Source organism: Bathymodiolus thermophilus thioautotrophic gill symbiont, assembly GCF_003711265.1.
Lineage (GTDB): Bacteria > Pseudomonadota > Gammaproteobacteria > PS1 > Pseudothioglobaceae > Thiodubiliella.
Genome location: NZ_CP024634.1, coordinates 904,355 through 919,012 on the forward strand (window position 1 = coordinate 904,355; position 14,658 = coordinate 919,012).

General features: G+C 38.8%; 14 protein-coding genes. 12 read left to right on the forward strand and 2 right to left on the reverse strand.

Features of this window, described 5'->3' with window-relative positions:
• The first annotated feature begins 284 nt into the window (after positions 1 to 284).
• The gene (locus tag MS2017_RS03300; protein WP_241156955.1) at positions 285 to 1,808 is read left to right on the forward strand and encodes an RHS repeat domain-containing protein; all 1,524 of its coding nucleotides are present in this window, start codon (positions 285 to 287) and stop codon (positions 1,806 to 1,808) included.
• 272 nt (positions 1,809 to 2,080) lie between these two features.
• Here the strand turns inward: MS2017_RS03300 and MS2017_RS03305 are convergent, their stop codons facing one another.
• Together MS2017_RS03305 and MS2017_RS03310 are read right to left on the reverse strand one after the other, a co-directional pair.
• Complete coding sequence (locus tag MS2017_RS03305; RefSeq protein WP_122951254.1) at positions 2,081 to 2,572, reverse strand: hypothetical protein; 492 nt, start codon at positions 2,570 to 2,572, stop codon at positions 2,081 to 2,083.
• Positions 2,573 to 2,816: 244 nt separating this feature from the next.
• Positions 2,817 to 3,734: a LysR family transcriptional regulator gene (locus tag MS2017_RS03310; protein WP_122951255.1), complete on the reverse strand. Its 918-nt coding sequence runs from the start codon at positions 3,732 to 3,734 to the stop codon at positions 2,817 to 2,819.
• Positions 3,735 to 3,828: 94 nt separating this feature from the next.
• Between MS2017_RS03310 and MS2017_RS03315 the strand changes: the two genes are divergently transcribed.
• The 11 genes from MS2017_RS03315 (at position 3,829) to MS2017_RS03365 (ending at position 14,639) form a co-directional block, all read left to right on the forward strand.
• On the forward strand, positions 3,829 to 5,247 hold the full coding sequence (locus MS2017_RS03315; protein WP_071563353.1) for a form I ribulose bisphosphate carboxylase large subunit: 1,419 nt from the start codon (positions 3,829 to 3,831) through the stop codon (positions 5,245 to 5,247).
• Positions 5,248 to 5,270: 23 nt separating this feature from the next.
• Positions 5,271 to 5,618 (forward strand): ribulose bisphosphate carboxylase small subunit, encoded by a 348-nt coding sequence (locus MS2017_RS03320; RefSeq protein WP_122951256.1) that lies wholly within the window; start codon positions 5,271 to 5,273, stop codon positions 5,616 to 5,618.
• 112 nt (positions 5,619 to 5,730) lie between these two features.
• Positions 5,731 to 6,045 carry a hypothetical protein gene (locus MS2017_RS03325; protein ID WP_071563351.1) on the forward strand — a complete coding sequence of 105 codons (315 nt, stop codon included), beginning with the start codon at positions 5,731 to 5,733 and terminating at the stop codon, positions 6,043 to 6,045.
• 17 nt (positions 6,046 to 6,062) lie between these two features.
• Positions 6,063 to 6,878: a CbbQ/NirQ/NorQ/GpvN family protein gene (locus tag MS2017_RS03330; RefSeq protein WP_071563350.1), complete on the forward strand. Its 816-nt coding sequence runs from the start codon at positions 6,063 to 6,065 to the stop codon at positions 6,876 to 6,878.
• 37 nt (positions 6,879 to 6,915) lie between these two features.
• Entirely contained in the window at positions 6,916 to 9,273 is a 2,358-nt protein-coding gene (locus MS2017_RS03335) for a nitric oxide reductase activation protein NorD (protein ID WP_122951257.1), read from the forward strand.
• Positions 9,274 to 9,276: 3 nt separating this feature from the next.
• The gene (locus MS2017_RS03340; protein WP_122951258.1) at positions 9,277 to 10,866 is read left to right on the forward strand and encodes an RNA-directed DNA polymerase; all 1,590 of its coding nucleotides are present in this window, start codon (positions 9,277 to 9,279) and stop codon (positions 10,864 to 10,866) included.
• A gap of 434 nt (positions 10,867 to 11,300) precedes the next feature.
• Positions 11,301 to 11,531: an antitoxin gene (locus tag MS2017_RS03345; RefSeq protein ID WP_122951259.1), complete on the forward strand. Its 231-nt coding sequence runs from the start codon at positions 11,301 to 11,303 to the stop codon at positions 11,529 to 11,531.
• A 5-nt stretch (positions 11,532 to 11,536) separates the two neighbouring features.
• Positions 11,537 to 11,929, forward strand: a complete 393-nt coding sequence (gene vapC / locus MS2017_RS03350) for a type II toxin-antitoxin system tRNA(fMet)-specific endonuclease VapC (RefSeq protein WP_338134307.1) — start codon at positions 11,537 to 11,539, stop codon at positions 11,927 to 11,929.
• A complete protein-coding gene (locus MS2017_RS03355; protein WP_237731907.1) occupies positions 11,926 to 12,183 on the forward strand; it encodes a hypothetical protein in 258 nt (85 codons plus the stop codon). The genes vapC and MS2017_RS03355 overlap by 4 nt, the downstream gene beginning before the upstream one ends.
• Before the next feature lie 3 nt (positions 12,184 to 12,186).
• A complete protein-coding gene (locus tag MS2017_RS03360; RefSeq protein ID WP_122951261.1) occupies positions 12,187 to 13,065 on the forward strand; it encodes a tetratricopeptide repeat protein in 879 nt (292 codons plus the stop codon).
• Positions 13,066 to 13,412: 347 nt separating this feature from the next.
• Positions 13,413 to 14,639 (forward strand): IS5 family transposase, encoded by a 1,227-nt coding sequence (locus tag MS2017_RS03365; RefSeq protein WP_420886046.1) that lies wholly within the window; start codon positions 13,413 to 13,415, stop codon positions 14,637 to 14,639.
• Positions 14,640 to 14,658: the final 19 nt, after the last annotated feature.

Below are 14,658 nucleotides of genomic sequence, written 5' to 3' on the forward strand. Positions count from 1 at the left end.
AATGAAGTGAGTATACTTTAACCTATTACCTTATCCAATCATTTGTAAATTTTGATAAAACCCACTTTAGTCCTGCTAGGATAGGCTTTATAAAAAATGACAACGGAATAAAATTTGCCCTTTATTCGACATCCATAGTTAATATAGGAGGTCTCATAATGTAAATAGCACCAATCCAGCCCTCCTCAAGAAAGCGTTAAAAGGAATGATTTATATTTTTAGATTGGGTATAGTTAATTCTACAAACAATGCAACCCACTATCATTAAAATTAAAAGAAACTCAATGATGAATGCCTTAGAACCCTATCACCAAACTTACACCTACGACATAAGCAACAACCTAACCCACCTCTCACACCAAGCCAACAGCAACACCTGGCAACAAACCATCGCCATTCACCCACACAACAACCGTGGCACCGAAACCCCACAATCTACCACCGATTTTGACACCAACGGCAACCTACTAACCCTAAACAACATTGGCACCCTGCATTGGCACTACAACAACACCCTAAACAAACTCACCCAACAAGACAAAAACAACACCACAGAATACTATGTTTATGACCACCAAGGCAACCGAGTCCGCACTGTGATTGAATCCAACAAACAAATACAAAGCCAAAGAAACTACTTGCCTTCACTAGACACTTCAACCAATAAAGCCAAACAACAAACCAACACCCTGCACATCGGCACCCATATCCTCAGCGAAATCAACAAAGACAATCCTCAAGCTCGCTATCAACTCTCCAGCCACCTGAAAACAAATACCCTAGAACTCAACGACCAAGCCCAAATTATTAGTTATGAAAGTTACTCCCCTTATGGTGCCACCACCCTTATTGCCGGAAAAAACAAAGCCCAAGTCCAACAAAAACGCTACCGCTACACAGGCAAAGAAAGGGACGACAGCAGTGGTTTATGCTATTACGGTGCCAGATACCTAGCCCCGTGGATGGCACGATGGATAAGCCCTGATTCAACAGGCACTGTTAATGGATTGAATTTGTATACTTATGTCAGCAATAACCCCCTTAAATATATTGATCCAACGGGACATGTTAGAACAATAGCTGGTCAGGAAAATACAGAGGAAGGCGCTGTTGGCGGTGTAAGTAATGTAGAAACTAGAGCAAATACTGAAGAATATGCGCAAACAAGTAAGGCAACACAAGCTGAGAAGATGAAGCAGATAATGAAAGTGCGGAAAGAAATTTTGCAATCGGATATCTTCATAAGACTGGGCAGACTAAACTCCTCTAGTCGATTTTTTGAGGAAGGACTTGTTTACGAAAGCGTGGATATATCCACAATACAATTACGACAAAGCATAGGAAGGCATATTGCCAAGCTAAGAAAAGATGGACTTTCTCTCATTAGTGCCACGACAAATTTTTATTCAAGTGATAAGTTTAAGGAACTGGTCTTTGACAAATTTGGAGTCGCTAATTGCGGGGAATCTTCGAGTATGATGTTTCATGAATTAGGCAAAAACTACTTTAATGTGGCCGTAGAATTAATAGACACAACTTTTCCTAATCATGCTTTTAACATCATTAATCGTGATCAATCAACCCCCATATTTGAACCTGAGAAATGGAATGAAGATACTTTAATCGTAGATGCTTGGGCGAAATCTGTTTTGACCAAACAAGAATTTCTTCATATAAATTTATTAAAACATTATAGGCTTGGGGTGTATATGGTGGGCAAGACTGAACACATGGTAAAACATAAGAATGTCGTCAGCGCTCGTTTATTTTTAGGAACAAGGCTTGCAGGTGAGGAAAGCAGATTTTAATCCGTTGCTCTCTCAAATATAGTAGATCGCAAAAAATAGCGTTTGTTTAAAAAAAATATTGTTGTACACCCAAACACAAGCATAGAATTAAAGCATTGCTTTAATGCAACCACCCATTGTTTTAAGGAAATTGCCAATTGTTTTTAACACAATCTCTGCTCAGAAACGCAGAGTTGTCTCTGAAAGCAAGAATATAACAAAAAGTTTAAACAAAAGGCATTTAAATAAAAACACCTTCCCACCCACAGAAGACGCAAATAATTACCAAGCCTTTATTTCTTCACAATTGCTGGTGGTAAGTATGTGGATGCTAAGGCGTTTTTAGTTAAAGGCTTATAACCTTTGCCACAATCAGCCTTACCAGGTTTAGCAGGATCAAGCAAGCACAGCGTGTGATTAGCACCATGGGAAGTAAAGGCAAAAACTACACTAACTATCGCACCTGCTTTATATTTCGGAGAGAGGTAACAATCTTCCGCACCAATAGTTTTCACATAGATAGTAGGATCACTTAATACCGAGTCTGTCTGCATCGGACAATTCATTATTTCCATCCTAGTATCCAAGTCAAATAGCCAAAAAAATCTTTCTATATGATTATCTAGCGTCCTAATAACCCCAGAGCCATCTGCATTTAAGTAAACTTTTTTATTAACATAATCAGGATTAAGTGCAACTGAATCAGGATTAAGCGCAACAGCCGAGACTTGCATAGACAGCAACAAACAAACAAAACTAACAACAAAACGATTAACTGTATGCATAAGGAATTCCTAAATTTATAAAGATTTCTAGTTGATAAAAAAACTATATTATCAGTATAGCATAGAAAATTTATCCTAAGTTTTTGACTATCTCATAAAATATCCTTGTTCTCAAACCCTGTTTGAGACAGCTAACCGTATTTTATCTTTATTTAAATACCTTTCACTCAATCTTTTTACCATCTCTTTGCTCTTAAAAGCAGGAACGAGACAAACTGATTAAACCATAACAACCAAAACAAGGCTAATGCGACTGTGCAATACCCTTGCTTTTTGAAAGCGGCTGCCCATTCTCAATAATAAAGTTTTTAAAGCGTTGTGCAATGGGTGAGAGTTGGATTTTGGCGTTGTGAACGACATGCCAGTGGCGAATGATGGGGAGTTTGTCAACATTGAGTTGTTTGATGATGTTATGTTTGAGTTCTAGTTGCACGGTGTGTTTGGAGACAAAACCGACGCCAAGTCCTGCTTGGACTGCTTCAATAATGGCTTCGTTGGAGTTGATTTCAATTTCTGAGTTGAATTTCATACCTAGGGTTCTTTCGATGGTCATGCGAGTGCCGGAGCCTTGCTCGCGGGTAATGAGGGTTTCTCTTCTGAGGGCTTTGATGGAATTGTGCTGGTTTTTAAGTAGGGGGTGGTCGGGGTGAGAGATGGCGATGAGTGGGTTTTCCATAAAGGGTTGAGTGATGAGGGACATATCGGCAGGGGGTTCGCCCATAATGACCAAATTGGCGTTGTGGTTGGAGAGTTTTTCTAGGAGGAGTTTGCGGTTGGTAACTTCTAGGTGGAAGGTCATGTCAGGATATTGCTTTTTAAATTGTGCCAAGATGCGAGAGACGAAGGCGTTGGTAGTCGTGGTGGTGGTGATTTCTAAGTGTCCTGAGTCGGGGTGTAGGGTTTGCTCAATATCGGCTTTTGATTGCTCAAGGGTGGCGATGACGCGTAGGCAGGTTTGGTATAGTTTTGTGCCAATGAAAGTGGGGGTTACGGTTTTTCCTTTGGTGTTAAGTAATTCGGTGCCGATGTTTTGACTGAGTTGTTGGATTTGCATATAAACGGCGGGTTGAGTAATGTTTAATGCTTTACTGGCTTTGGTAAAACTTTTTAAACGCACAACTGCCTCAAAGCTATATAGTTGCTTAAGTGTGTAATTAATCATAAGAAATTCTTATTATTTAATAAATAAATATTATTTTACATTATTTATTTGTTCTTGTATGATAGCGGTTCTTTTAATGAAAGGAGACCATAGAATGGCTAAAGTTTATGATGCGGGCGTAAAAGACTACCGCGAAACTTATTGGATGCCAGATTATACGCCGAAAGAGACGGATATTCTGGCTTGTTTTAAAGTAACACCACAAGACGGTGTGCCTAGAGAAGAAGTTGCAGCAGCAGTTGCAGCCGAATCTTCTACAGGTACATGGACAACGGTATGGACAGATTTGTTGACAGATTTGGACTATTACAAAGGTCGTTGTTATGCGATTGAAGATGTCCCAGGTGATGACACTTGTTTTTATGCATTCATTGCATACCCAATCGATTTATTCGAAGAAGGTTCTGTTGTTAACATCATGACTTCTTTGGTTGGTAATGTATTTGGTTTTAAAGCATTACGCGCACTAAGATTGGAAGACATTAGATTCCCAATTGCTTATGTAATGACTTGTAACGGTCCACCACAAGGTATCCAGTTAGAGCGTGATATTTTGAACAAATATGGTCGTCCTTTATTGGGTTGTACGATTAAGCCTAAATTAGGTTTATCAGCTAAGAACTATGGCCGTGCTTGTTATGAAGGTCTTCGTGGTGGTTTAGACTTCACCAAAGATGATGAAAATGTAAACTCACAACCATTTATGCGTTGGAGAGCTAGATTTGACTTCGTTCAAGAAGCCATTGAAAAAGCAGAAGCTGAAACTGGTGAGCGTAAAGGTCACTACCTGAATGTAACCGCACCTACTTCTGATGAAATGATGAAGCGTGCAGAATATGCCAAAGAAATTGGTTCGCCAATCATTATGCATGACTACATTACTGGTGGCTGGAGTGCTAACACACAGTTAGCGCAGTGGTGTCAAGACAACGGTATGTTGTTACACATTCACCGTGCAATGCATGCGGTTCTTGACCGTAACCCGCACCACGGTATCCATTTCCGTGTCTTAACTAAGATTTTGCGTTTGTCTGGTGGTGATCACTTACACTCAGGTACAGTTGTTGGTAAGCTTGAAGGCGACCGTGATGCAACTTTGGGTTGGATTGATATTATGCGTGATTCTTATATTAAAGAAGACCGCTCTCGTGGTATCTTCTTTGACCAAGACTGGGGCGCTATGCCGGGTGTAATCCCTGTTGCTTCAGGTGGTATTCATGTATGGCATATGCCAGCATTGGTTAACATTTTCGGCGACGATTCTTGTTTACAGTTTGGTGGTGGTACGCTAGGTCACCCTTGGGGTAACGCAGCAGGTGCAGCAGCTAACCGTGTTGCCGTTGAAGCTTGTGTTGAAGCGCGTAACACAGGTCGCGAACTTGAGAAAGAAGGCAAGGATATTTTAACTACTGCAGCTAAGCACAGTCCTGAATTGGCGATTGCGATGGAAACTTGGAAAGAAATCAAGTTTGAATTCGATACCGTTGATAAGATTGATGTGGCACACAAGTAAATACTACAAATAGGAGAAATATTATGCAAGATTATCAATCAAGTTTAGGTAATGCAGACAGTCGTATGTTTGAGACTTTTTCATACTTACCAACAATGACTGCTGAGCAAACTCGTCAGCAAATTCAATACATCGTTGACAAAGGCTGGAACCCAAGTGTTGAACACACTGAGCCTGAGCATGCTGCCGGTTCATACTGGTATATGTGGAAGCTTCCAATGTTTGGTGAAACAGATGTTGACGCTATCTTAAGAGAGTTAGAAGCTTGTCATACCGCACACCCGGACAATCATGTTCGTTTGTTAGGTTTAGACAACTTTGCTCAGTGCGCAGGCACTTCAATGGTTATTTACCGTGGTAAAACGGTTTAATTTCCACTGATTTTTAACGAAAAGCCCTGACTTTATCGTTGGGGTTTTTTGTCTTTAAAGGTCTTTTTATAGACTTTTAAAGACAAAGAATATTTTTAAATAAAAAAAAATTATGGCAAAACCAAATATATATGTAGGTATTAACAATGAAATTAATGGAGGAATGACCTCCATTGGTAAAATTATTAGAGACGCTTGGGTATTTGATCTAATCGACGAGAGCGAAACCTGCGAAGGCTGGAATCTTGCAGGCGTCGATGCGCTATTGCAAAAAGTGAATAATGAGTGGGATAAATACGGTTGTTTAGTCAGCCATTTACCCCCAGAATTACGCGAAAAACATTTTAAAATTCACGACATTGCCATTCAAAAAGCCAAAGCATCTGGCTGGTCAGGCGATAGTGAAACAGATGACGAAGACGAATAAAATCAACGGAGAAAATAATGAACGATATAAAAATAGACCCAAAACAATATGTAATTAAAGATGAGCCTTATTATGAGGCAGTTGATAACGAGGTAAGCCTCTATCAATCAGCATATGATGTGCGTATGCCCATGATGATCAAAGGGCCAACAGGTTGTGGAAAATCTCGTTTTGTTGAATATATGGCGTATAAATTAGGCAAGCCGTTAATCAGCGTTGCCTGTAATGAAGATATGACCGCCTCTGATTTGGTTGGGCGTTTTTTATTAGACAAAGACGGCACCAAATGGCAAGACGGCCCTTTGACCACAGCAGCACGCATTGGCGCAATTTGTTATCTTGATGAAATCGTTGAAGCGCGTCAAGATACCACCGTTGTCATTCACCCACTCACCGACCACCGTCGTGAATTACCCTTGGATAAAAAAGGCGAATTGGTCAAAGCGCACCCAGATTTCCAACTGGTTATTTCCTACAATCCCGGTTATCAATCTCTAATGAAAGACCTTAAGCAATCCACCAAGCAACGCTTTGGCGGATTAGATTTTGATTACCCAGAAACAGAATTAGAAGTATCCATCGTCGCCAAAGAATCAGGCGTTGACAAAGCCATGGCTGAAAAATTAGTACAAATCGCACACCGTGCCAGAAACCTCAAAGGCCACGGCTTAGACGAAGGCATCTCCACCCGTTTATTGGTTTACGCCGGTCAATTAATCGCCAAAGGCGTTGACGCACAGTCCGCCTGTAGCATGACAATGATTACACCGTTAACCGATGATCCTGATATGCGTGATACTTTACATGCCGCTGTTCAGACATTTTTAGGTTAATTAGTGCCCACTTATTACTACTAACAGGTAATTGATTATGGCAAAAATATTACTAGAAGAATACGCTGAATTCTTAGAAAAAATCACACCCGAAGTAAAAAGTGTCTTAGATGCTACTTTTCAAGAAGCTACGCGTGTGATTTCCCCTGCTGGGTTGAAAGAATATCTAGATGGGGCAAAGGCGCTTTGTGACTTGGGGCGTGGTAACGATTTGGTGATTATTTATTTAGAGGTAATGCCTCAAATTGCTAAGGAATGTGGCGAAGATATTATTCCTGATTGCGTTACGGCTGCTATGAAAGCATCGTCAATGACTTCTGGTGAAGTGATTGGATTGTTGTTGTCGAATTTGCCTGTTGTGGCTAGGCATTTAGGCGATGCGCAATTGGTGCGAGGTTATTTAACGCTTATTCATCAGCTGGCATCAACGGCTGCGCGTGGTTTGCGTCCGATGTTGTTGCATATTGATGAATTGTTGTCTAAATTAACATTAAGTGGCTTGCGTCGTTGGGCAAATTTTGGTGCCAAGGCTTATCGTCGAGATTTTAATAATTTAACAGCTTATTTTGCGCTTGAATCGGCGGATTCTCGTGCGATGTTGGAAAAAGAAAGGCGTGGCGTGCTGTTTGTTAGGGTGCAGCGAAAACTTAATTTTTATCTGCGTGCTTTATGGGGTCGTGATTTTTTCATTCGTCCAACGGGGGCAGACTATACCGATTTTCGCCCTTATATTGAAGACCGTATTTTTTATGTGCCTGATGCGCTTGATGACACAACAGTTGATGGAATGGCCATTGAAGGGCTAGAAGTTTATCGTGCTACTGTGGCACATATGGCCTCTCATTTGATGTACACCAGTCAACCAATGTCTGCCGAGCAATTGTCACCTGCACAAATGTTTTTCATTGGTTTATTAGAAGATGCGCGTGTGGAATATAAGGCTGTGCAAGCCTTTCCGGGGCTGAAAAAATTGTGGTGTTCATTGATGAAATTACAACATGAAGAGCCTGCCGAGCATCCTACTATGGCAGTTTTGGAAAACTTTGCATTGCAATTATTAGACGACAGTGTTGTTGGAAAAGATGCGCAGTTAAATGCATTTGCCAAAAAATTCCACGCTGAAATTGAAGCCAATCAAGACGACAATCATTTTGCTTGGCTAATGGGTATCGAGTTATACAATTTATTTGCAGGCAAAAAAGCCGTGCCAAGTCTGAGAATTTTAGAGCGTTATCGCATTGATTATCGTGATGACAATCGCATTGTTTGGCATTATGAAGATATTAATTGGGACATGGGTGTTGAATATATGGCTGCCAGCCAGAAGCAAACCCGATACAAAGTTAGTCCATTGATGATGGCACACGAAGTGGATTGTGAATTGGCAGGTGATGATGCACAAGAGATTTGGACTTGCACCGATTTAATGCGCACCTATGAAGACGATTTAACCGATGACGCTCAATCCTTCAACGAAACCATGGGCAAAGAGCCAATTTCTGACCCCTTCCATTATCAAGAATGGGATTATCAAATCCAATTACACCGCCCCGACTGGGTAACGATTTACGAGCGCCGAGCACCCAAAGGTAACGCTGAAGATATTGAAGATATTTTGACCGAATACAAGCCAATTGCACACCGTATTCGCCAAATTATTGACCTCCTCACACCCGCAGGCGTACAACGCCAGCGAGGTATGGAAGATGGCGATGAAGTAGATATTAACGCTGCCATTGACGCTATGATTGCTATTCGCATGGGCGAGCAACCTAATCCAAGAATTACTATGCGTAATGTCCTTAATACTCGAGATTTGTCAGTCGTTGTGCTATTAGATTTATCAGAATCCACCAACGAAACCATGGCAGGATCAGACAAAACTGTTCTACAACTCACCCGAGAAGCAGCCACTTTAGTCGCAACTGCCATCGAAGGCATTGGCGACCCATTCGCCTTACACGGCTTTGCCTCTGACGGTCGCCACGATGTGCAATATTTTCGCCTCAAAGACTTTAATCAACACTTTGACGACGAAGCCAAATCTCGCCTAGCAGGTATGAAAGGCGGATTGTCTACCCGTATGGGTGCAGCCCTCAGGCACGCCGGCACACACTTACACAAGCAAAATGAAAAACGCAAACTAATCTTACTCGTTACCGACGGCGAACCCGCCGACATCGATGAAAACGACCCACAACACCTGCGTTTTGACACCAAAAAAGCCGTAGAAGAACTCTATTCCACCGGCGTCCTAACCTACTGCTTAACCTTAGACCCTAATGCCGATACTTATGTCAAACGCATTTTTGGTGAAAATAATTACACTGTGGTGGACAATGTTGAGAAATTGCCTGAGCAGTTGCCGTTGCTTTTTGCGAGTTTGACGGCTTAATTAATGAGGACTGTATTAGATTTAACAAGCGATAAGGCAAAAGCATTTTTTCTTAATGAAGAAAATTATTGTAATGTTAAACTTCCTTCGTATTTTAAATTTAATGATTTACTGAAAGCTATTGATGATGAATACACTCAACTCAAGTCCGAAAAAGAAATCTACAAAACCAAGAATGAATACCCTAGCAACTTTGAAAATATTAATTACAAATTATTTAGTAACAAAGATGGTAGGTATGCATGGCGTTTATTTCAATTAATTCACCCCGTTTTGTATGTCTCATTGGTAAACCATATAACCAATGATTGGGACACGATTAAAAAGGCTTTTGATAGATTTAAAGATAATAAAAAAATTATTTGTGCAAGCATACCTACTGCAAATCAAAAACAACAAATCAATGCTTGGGTTAAAAATGTAGAGCAGAAGTCCATTGAATTGGCTTTGGAGTATGAGTATTTATTTGAAACTGACATTGTTGATTGTTATGGGGCGATTTATACACATTCAATTCCTTGGGCAATTCACACAAAAATAACAGCAAAAGATAAAAGAAAGGACAAACAATATATTGGCAATAAAATCGATATGCTTTTACAAGGTATGAATTACGGACAAACTAATGGCATACCTCAAGGTAGTGCCTTAATGGATTTTATTGCCGAAATGGTTTTAGGTTATATCGATGAAGAATTAACTAAAAAATTAATAGAATGCGATGATTATCGTATTATTAGATATAGAGATGATTATCGAATATTTACTAACGATATAGCAACTGGAAAAAAGATTGTCAAGGAATTATCTAATATTTTGGCTGATATGGGCATGCGTTTAAATAATGAAAAAACCAAAGACTCTAATGATATTGTTGTGAGTGCAATTAAAGCAGACAAAATGCAGGTTATTATTGACAATCGTCCTGATAGCTACAGCCTGCAACACCAACTTTTGTATATTAAAAATTTATCAGAACAATATCCAAATTCTGGGAAATTAATATCCAAATTAGAGGATTTTAGAGTAGCTCTATCTAGGCAGTTAAATTATCAAATAAAAAATAAGAAATTGCTTTGCATTAGAAGGGGTGGATTGAAGAAAATTAAAAAGTTCAAGCATAAGCAATTAAAAAAACAATTTAAGGTTTTAATTAGTATTTTGACTAGCATCGCATTAAAAAACCCAAGGTGTTATCCAGTATTTGCTGCAATAGTTGGTGAAATAATTTGTAGCCTTTACAAGGACAATGCCAATCAAAAGGAAGAAATATTTGATTTAATTTTTAAAAAATTTGAAAGTGAAGCTAATAGCGAGTTATTGTACTTGTGGCTACAAAGAATTGCTTTAGTTTGTAATGTAACAATTAATACCTCCCCTAATAAATTATTAGACAACGCAAAAAAAGTATATGCAAACAGCCCAATTTCTAGTGGTGATTTACCTGATATATGGAACTCTAAAGATTGGCTAGACCCTGATTTTTGTAATATAATTAAAGATAATGATATTATAAATAAAGAAGTTATGGAGCAATTAGATTGTGTTATTCATAAGGATGAATTAGGTTTCAATGGAATTTTCAGTGGATAAATAATTTACGAATGAAAATTACTATTAATGATTTTTTACACCCATTTAAGAAAAGAGTTTGACAGGGTTGTGTTTAAAAATAGAAAATTGGGTGTAATGTTTGAGAATGATAAAGATATATTGAAATTTAAGCTTAATTATCCGCATGCCTTGCTGAAAGACTAGAAAGACGAAGAGAAATAAGTTTAAAAAGGCAGGAGCCATTGTTAGGCAGTAATAGAAAATCACCTAAATAAAATTACCTTTAAAAGAGTGAGTCGCCTGATTTGGTAATTTAATGTTTGTTTTTGCCAAACAAGTTCAAAAATTATTTCTAAAATTAGACTTCCATGCTCCAACTAAAGTGCGAGGAGGTAATCCATACTCCATAATATTTTTGTGCCAATAGCTTGATTTTAGTATATACTTCTGTATATATTTTTAGGAGGTGTAATATGTTAGCAAAAGTATTTCAATCAGGTAATTCTCAGGCGGTGCGTTTGCCTAAGGCGATGCGGTTTGATGTAAGTGAGGTGGAGATTGAACGAGTGGGTGAGTCTTTGGTTTTAACGCCTTATAAAAAGCCAGATTGGCAAAAAATGAGTGATGCGTTGGATCAATTCAAGGCATTGGATTTTGAATTTGATAGAAATCAGCCGCAGCAAATTAGAGATGATTTGTTTTGATTTATATGTTGGACACCAATATTATTTCTTATTTGATTAAAAGTCATGATGAGATGTTGGTGCGTAAATTTGAGGTGGTGTCGCAGTATGATTTGGTTGTGATTTCTTCTATTAGTGTTGCTGAATTGCGTTATGGTGTGAAGAAAAAGCAATCAAAAAACTTAGAAACGGTTGTTAATAATTTTTTACATCCGCTTGAACAAAAAGACTTTGATGAATCATCGGCAATTATTTATGGGGATATTCGTGTTGATTTGGAAAAACGAGGTAGGGTTATTGGTGCGTTGGATATGTTAATTGCCGCACATGCAAAAAGTTTAGGCGCTACTATTGTTACTAACAACACTAAAGAGTTTGATAGGGTTGTGGGTTTGAAGGTGGAAAATTGGGTGGTATGATGTTTAAGAATGATAAAGATATATTGGCATTTAAACCTAGTTATCCACATACTTTGCCGCAAGATTGGAAAGATGAAAGCAATCCAACGGTGTCTGAAATCAGTGCGACTTTAGAGACTTTGAAAAAAATGTATGCGAATCAAGTTAGGGATCTTCAGCAAAATAGAGTGGATACTGAGATAGGGGAGGAAAATTTGCGTAACATTGCCACTAATTATCAATCTATTAAGTCTATTTTATTTCAACCCCGTTAAATTATGAGCAATGAGAAAAAACCGTTAATATTTGAGGTTAGTCAAAGTAATTTTGAAGAATTGGTCATACATAATTCATTACATTTGCCTGTGTTGGTGGAGTTTATGGGCGTATGGTCAGGTCCTTGTATTAAAACAGCGGATGCCATTGCAGAGTTGGCGACTGAATTTGCGGGGGCGTTTATTTTTGCTAAGATTGATATTGATGAACAGGATGCGTTAAAGCAGCAATTTGCTATTGTCAATGTGCCTACTCTGGTGGTTTTTAAAGGGGGTTGTGAGATACAAAGAGAGGAGGGTGAATTACAAACGGAAGCGTTGCGTATTTTGCTTAAACATTATGGTATCTTTAGAAAATCTGATGAATTACGCACGCAGGCTAGGCAAAAGCACATGGAGGGCGATACTCAGGCGGCGATTATATTGCTGACTGAGGCAATTTCATCTGACCCTGGTAATACACGCGTGGCGTTAGATATGGTGCAAATATTTTTGGACATTGGCGAAGTGGAACAGGCGCGGGGTTTGTTTGGCAGATTGCCAGAATCTGCGCAAAAGAGTGAGATTGGCTTGTCAATTTCTAGTCAATTTAATTTTCTCCGCTTGGCGCAAAATACTGCTGGTATGGCGACACTTCAAGCTCAGGTGTTAGAATCGCCTGATGATTATCAGGCGCATTTTGATTTGGCGGTTTGTTTGTTTTCACAACACGATATTGAGCAAGGGATGGAGAATTTGTTTTTTATTCAAACCAATAGGCCAGATTTTAAAGCAGGTGCGGCTCAGGAGATGATTGGGTTAATTTGTAATATACTTGCCAACAGTAATCCAGAAAAAAGTGGGGGATATCGTCGTCGTTTGGCTAATTTAGTGAGTAAATAAAAATAAGAATCCATTTTCATTCACTCGAAAATTCTTAAATTCAGTCTTATCTTTATCAAGATAAAGTTTAAAGAAATTGTCAACTGGAGACCCTTGTATTGGGTATAAATATTAACTAGTCAACCCTTAAAAACCACACAACAATTTGATTTATAACAATAAAAAATCAAATACCCATAGACAAATCAACCAACTTTTGGTATAACAACACTCTTTTACTGGTCGTTTTACCTAAAAAATATGCTAACCGAATCTTTACCAATATCCACCCAAAACAATTTATTCCATTCAGAGCTTTTTTTAATCAATTAGACATCAAAGACCCACTCATTGCACTATCTCACGCCATAGACTGGCAAGTTTTCAATGATGCCTTCACCAAGCACTATTGCCTTAACAATGGCAGACCCTCAAAACCCATTCGCCTAATGGTAGGCTTGCTTATCCTCAAACAGTTAGAGAATCTATCAGATGAAGTCGTTATTATGCAGTTTAAAAGAAATCCGTATTACCAATACTTTTGTGGTCACAGTGCTTATATTGCTAATGTAGCTTGTAACGCCACTGAGTTAGTGCATTTCAGAAAACGCATTGGCGTTAAAGGTTTTAATCTTATCTTTAAAATGAGCGTTGAGTTACACGGTAAAAAAGCACAAGAGTCAACTGCGTTAATTGACACCACCGTTCAAGAGAAAAACATCACTTATCCTACTGACGCCAAACTGGCAATTAAGATAATTAATCGCTTAAACAAACTGGCAAAACAACACAGCATCAAACAGCGAAGAACTTATGTCAAAGAAGTTAAAAACTGTCGTCTTAGCATTCGCCACTTTCGCCATGTCAAAAAGCGTGCCAAAGCCAAAAAAGCCCTTAAAAGACTCAGAACCATTGCCAACAAGCTTATCCGTGAACTGCAACGCAAACTTCCAGCCTATTCTTTGTTTGAAATCTATCAAAAAGACTTCTTGTTCTACCAAAAAGTGCTCGCTCAACAACCTGGAGACAAAAACAAAATTTACGCCCTACATGAGCCTGATGTTTATGTTATTGCCAAAGGCAAAGACCATAAGAAATATGAATATGGCAACAAAGTTTCAATCGTCTCTACCAAAGACAGCAACATTATCGTTGGCGTGGCAAGCCATAAAACAAACATTCATGATTCAAAAACACTAGATACAGCCATTGTTCACGCTAACGCTAATCGTATCAAGCCCATTCAGAAGGCAGTATGTGATAGAGGGTATGTGGGTGCAAAAGAAGTATTAGGTGCTGAAATCATCTTACTTAAAAAGCCCCTGAAACGAGACAGCCGTTACCAACGAGATAAAAAGCGTAAGTTGTGTAAAAGACGAGCAGCAATAGAACCTATCATTGGACATCTTAAAGCAGATTTTAGATTGTCTAGGAATTTACTCAAAGGGCAAGTTGGTGATGAAATTAATGTTTTAATGGCTGCTGTGGCGTGGAATTTGAAAAAGTGGCTGATTGCCACTGTTATTTTTTTGTCTTTGCAAAAAATTGGTTTGTTTTTTGTGAAAAGGGCGAGGATTTTGTGTGTTATTGTTTGAAAACTGGTTTGGTTGATTA

What these genes read in the sequence shown, in the direction of transcription:
- MS2017_RS03360 (WP_122951261.1), top strand. Translation starts at nt 12,187, where the DNA reads ATGAGCAATGAGAAAAAACCGTTAATATTTGAGGTTAGTCAAAGTAAT.
- MS2017_RS03335 (WP_122951257.1), top strand. Translation starts at nt 6,916, where the DNA reads ATGGCAAAAATATTACTAGAAGAATACGCTGAATTCTTAGAAAAAATC.
- MS2017_RS03355 (WP_237731907.1), top strand. Translation starts at nt 11,926, where the DNA reads ATGATGTTTAAGAATGATAAAGATATATTGGCATTTAAACCTAGTTAT.
- MS2017_RS03325 (WP_071563351.1), top strand. Translation starts at nt 5,731, where the DNA reads ATGGCAAAACCAAATATATATGTAGGTATTAACAATGAAATTAATGGA.
- MS2017_RS03300 (WP_241156955.1), top strand. Translation starts at nt 285, where the DNA reads ATGATGAATGCCTTAGAACCCTATCACCAAACTTACACCTACGACATA.
- MS2017_RS03320 (WP_122951256.1), top strand. Translation starts at nt 5,271, where the DNA reads ATGCAAGATTATCAATCAAGTTTAGGTAATGCAGACAGTCGTATGTTT.
- MS2017_RS03310 (WP_122951255.1), bottom strand. Translation starts at nt 3,734, where the DNA reads ATGATTAATTACACACTTAAGCAACTATATAGCTTTGAGGCAGTTGTG.
- vapC (WP_338134307.1), top strand. Translation starts at nt 11,537, where the DNA reads ATGTTGGACACCAATATTATTTCTTATTTGATTAAAAGTCATGATGAG.
- MS2017_RS03330 (WP_071563350.1), top strand. Translation starts at nt 6,063, where the DNA reads ATGAACGATATAAAAATAGACCCAAAACAATATGTAATTAAAGATGAG.
- MS2017_RS03305 (WP_122951254.1), bottom strand. Translation starts at nt 2,572, where the DNA reads ATGCATACAGTTAATCGTTTTGTTGTTAGTTTTGTTTGTTTGTTGCTG.
- MS2017_RS03340 (WP_122951258.1), top strand. Translation starts at nt 9,277, where the DNA reads ATGAGGACTGTATTAGATTTAACAAGCGATAAGGCAAAAGCATTTTTT.
- MS2017_RS03345 (WP_122951259.1), top strand. Translation starts at nt 11,301, where the DNA reads ATGTTAGCAAAAGTATTTCAATCAGGTAATTCTCAGGCGGTGCGTTTG.
- MS2017_RS03315 (WP_071563353.1), top strand. Translation starts at nt 3,829, where the DNA reads ATGGCTAAAGTTTATGATGCGGGCGTAAAAGACTACCGCGAAACTTAT.